The organism is Bifidobacteriaceae bacterium, from assembly GCA_031281585.1.
Lineage (GTDB): Bacteria > Actinomycetota > Actinomycetes > Actinomycetales > WQXJ01 > JAIRTF01.
Genome location: JAITFE010000132.1, coordinates 1 through 3,168 on the forward strand (window position 1 = coordinate 1; position 3,168 = coordinate 3,168).

At 62.1% G+C, this 3,168-nt stretch carries 3 protein-coding genes; 2 read left to right on the top strand and 1 reads right to left on the bottom strand.

Annotated elements, in window-relative coordinates:
• Positions 1-208 precede the first annotated feature (208 nt).
• Positions 209-1,438, top strand: coding sequence for a hypothetical protein (locus tag LBC97_14005; protein MDR2567141.1), 1,230 nt, complete (start codon positions 209-211; stop codon positions 1,436-1,438).
• 809 nt (positions 1,439-2,247) lie between these two features.
• Here LBC97_14005 and LBC97_14010 read toward each other — a convergent pair.
• Entirely contained in the window at positions 2,248-2,499 is a 252-nt protein-coding gene (locus LBC97_14010; GenBank protein ID MDR2567142.1) for a hypothetical protein, read from the bottom strand.
• Positions 2,500-2,704: 205 nt separating this feature from the next.
• Here LBC97_14010 and LBC97_14015 point away from each other — a divergent pair.
• Positions 2,705-3,168: IS5 family transposase (locus LBC97_14015; GenBank protein ID MDR2567143.1), on the top strand; the 464-nt coding region annotated here is incomplete at its 3' end.

Below are 3,168 nucleotides of genomic sequence, written 5' to 3' on the forward strand. Positions count from 1 at the left end.
CCGATTCGCCGCCGCCTGGGGAAGTGAGGCAGACTAGCACCGGAACTCCTGGTGGGAGGTGGTTTTGACGCTCCCTTGCTACCAGGAGTTCCCCCACGTCACAGCCCCAACACGCCGCAAACCATCAAGTTCCCAAACAGCCTCTCAGATATCTCCCGCTGCGGTAGACTGCTCTAGATTCATTCCCCCATACGAAGGACCCCCAGACATGTGGCTCATCGATTTCACTTGCGTCTCCGTTCCGGCGATTCCCCAGATCACGCCGAGCATACGCGCGGAAGCATCAGCCCTTGGTATAGATGACCTCTTCTTCGTTCTCAATGGGAACTCGCGGTCGCAGAAAAACGCTCTTTCGCGTGTCCTGCAATCCAGCCCAACCGAGTATGTTGATGTCCCCTGGCAAGATCGAGCCGAGCTGGCCAGAGAATTGGCGAAATTAGTCGTCAACAAAGTCATTCCGCCCGGCATCGACGTCGTGTACTCCAACAATCCGGCGGTTGAGGTGGCACTCGCTCAGGCGCTTAGCGCTGACGCTGAAGTCACGTTCCGCCCCTTCCCCCGTGAGAGCGAGTCGATCGGTCAGGGTGATTGGCCCGAAGACTTCATCCCTATCGATGATGCCTTGAGCATTCTTTACAGCGTGCTCACACCAAACGGCCTCCGAAGGACAGATATACGCGGCATGTTGGCAAGTAGAGACAGCAGGTTTGATAAGAGTTCCAAAGATACGCGTGCCCGGACGCCCAGGTTAATTTCGATGCTGATCGAAGAGGCTAAGCGCCGGCACAAGGTGGTTGAACATCATGCTCAGCATCCGTCGAACGGATTGATCAGCCTTTCGTCAAATGTGGTCTCGCGAGACCTTGCGCGAGGCAATGATGACGATCGGTTCGAGAGTCCGCAGCCTTTGTCGGTGCAAGGCTTCAGCGTCCTCCGGGCGGACGACATGGGTCCTTTTTCGGAGGTGCGATGGCATGTCTATGAGGAAATAGCAAAAGCAGTCAAGGACGACCCCACTGTTCCTGCGGATAAGGCGATCAACGACGCCCTAGAAAAGGTTCGCGCGAATGATGGTGTGACGCTGCCAAAGGGGAAGAAGTACGCTTGGGGTAACGCGCTAAACTTCTTGTACCTCCTTTTTTCCAAATCGGCCGTCCTTGGTTTCACCGGGGATGACGAGGCGGCGCTGACGATCGACAATCGCGAGAAGCCCTTGGTTAGGCTCGCAGATGAATGGCAATACCGCCTTGACGGCGAACTGGTGATCCACCTACTTGGCAAGGGCGTCACAGTGGCTGGCGATCGGCTTGACGAACTTGCCGGGCTGTTGTATTGCGACAGGCGTTATGAGGCTCAGCGGCGGGCCGCAAGAGTGCTGCGACTACTCAAAGAAGCAGATCGCATTCAGGACCATGACGGAGTGTACCGTCGCGCTTGAGAAGGATGCGTTTCCGTGCTTAAGTGAATGTGGTGGTCCGCTGCGCGTTTCGCGCAGCGGACCACCAGTATCTACGACGGTGGCGAGCAAGCCATCATCATAGACCAGGCACTCTCTCGGGGATTTGATGGCCGGTCAGAGACCAATTGTCATGACCGCCCCTAATGTCTTTTGGGTGCGCTACTCGATACTAGCTCGAAAGTGGCCGCAGCAAGCATGCCCAGCACAAACGTAAGAGTTTGAGCTGGCCATATGGGCGCTGCGATAGCCACAGCTAGGAGTAGGAAGCACACGAGAACCCCATGGAAAGCCATTGGCTACTCCAATCCTATTCAGACGTTCCGGTTGTCACGGCTTGCGTCTCGATCTGGATCTGCCGTATTCGCCTGAGCTTGGATCTATGTCTTGGTCTTCGTCTTTTCCTCAGTCTAGGTTTGCGTTTGGGGTTTGAGTGTCCGTCTAGGTCTAGGTTTGCGACTCGCGTGGGCCGTCTAGCCCACCACAGGAACATAGTACATCTGATGAAACCCCGTGGCAAAGGGGCCCGCGCCCAAGCTCGGTGTGTCTGCCTAGACCGCCGCTCCAGATCGGCACGTGGGGCCGCATTTCGCGCAAACAACTCCGGCCTGGTCTGTGGTGGGCGCGGGCCCGGTTCCGCGACCACGACAGCCGCACGCGCCTCTTGGGGGCGCGCGCCGCCACCGGCGCGAAGGCCGAGCGGGCGCTGATCGCCGCGATGGCCGAGCGGGTGGCCGGCACCAGCCCGGACTTGTCGCCCGCCACCCGCCTGGCCTGGCCGCGCTGGCCGACTACTGGCTCCGCACCGAAGTCGAGAGCTCCAGCCGGGCGCACTCGACCAAGCAGTGCTGCCCGGAGGTGGTCGAGAACCAGGTCACACCCGGCGTCGGCGGCCTGACGATCCGCGAGGCCACCGTCGCCGCCCTCGACCGATACCTGCGGAGCGTGGCCGAAGACGTGGGACCGGCGTCCTCCAGACTCTCCAAGACGGCGCTCTCGGGGATGCTGTCCCTGGCGGTCCGCCACGGCGCGCTGAAAGTCAACCCGCTGCGCGATGTGACCAGAATCGGCACCGAAGCGCCAGACGCGCGCCGTGTCAGTCGAGGAGGTCCGCGCGCTGCGCGCTCAGTTCGACGCCGACAAGAAGGCCGTCCGGGGAGACCTGCCCGACGTGGTCGACATGATGCTCGCCACCGGCGTCCTAGGGCGTGTCTCGTAAGGGTTTGGGGGGCTGGCAGGCTTGTTGTTATGGCGGGGAGTCCTCAGTTCGCTGACGTGGTGTGGGAGGAGGTCGAGCCGTTGCTGCCGCCGAGGCGGGGCAGCGGCCGGCCGTGGAACGACCGCCGCGGGACTGTCGAGGGGATTTGCTGGCGGTTGCGGACTGGCTGTCCTTGGCGGGACCTGCCGGGCGAGTTCGGCCCGTGGCAGTCGGTTTGGCGGCGCTTCGACGCTTGGGCCGGGGACGGCGCCTGGGACGAGATCCTGGCGGCTGTGGCGCTGTGTCCGGAGGGCGCCGGTTTGACGGCCGTGGTCGACGGGACCGTCGCCAGGGCGCGCAAGCACGCGGCCGGGGCCCGGAAAGGGGGGCTCCGCCGAATCACAGGAAAACCCGCGATCACAAGAGGGTCCGCGACGAACCCGCTGATCACGGGCTTGGCCATTCGCGTGGCGGGTGGACCACGAAGGCCCACGCGGCGGTCGACGGGGCGGGC

Bases quoted from the DNA above. Each gene is read 5' to 3' on its own strand.
- LBC97_14005 (MDR2567141.1), top strand. From the start codon at position 209: ATGTGGCTCATCGATTTCACTTGCGTCTCCGTTCCGGCGATTCCCCAG.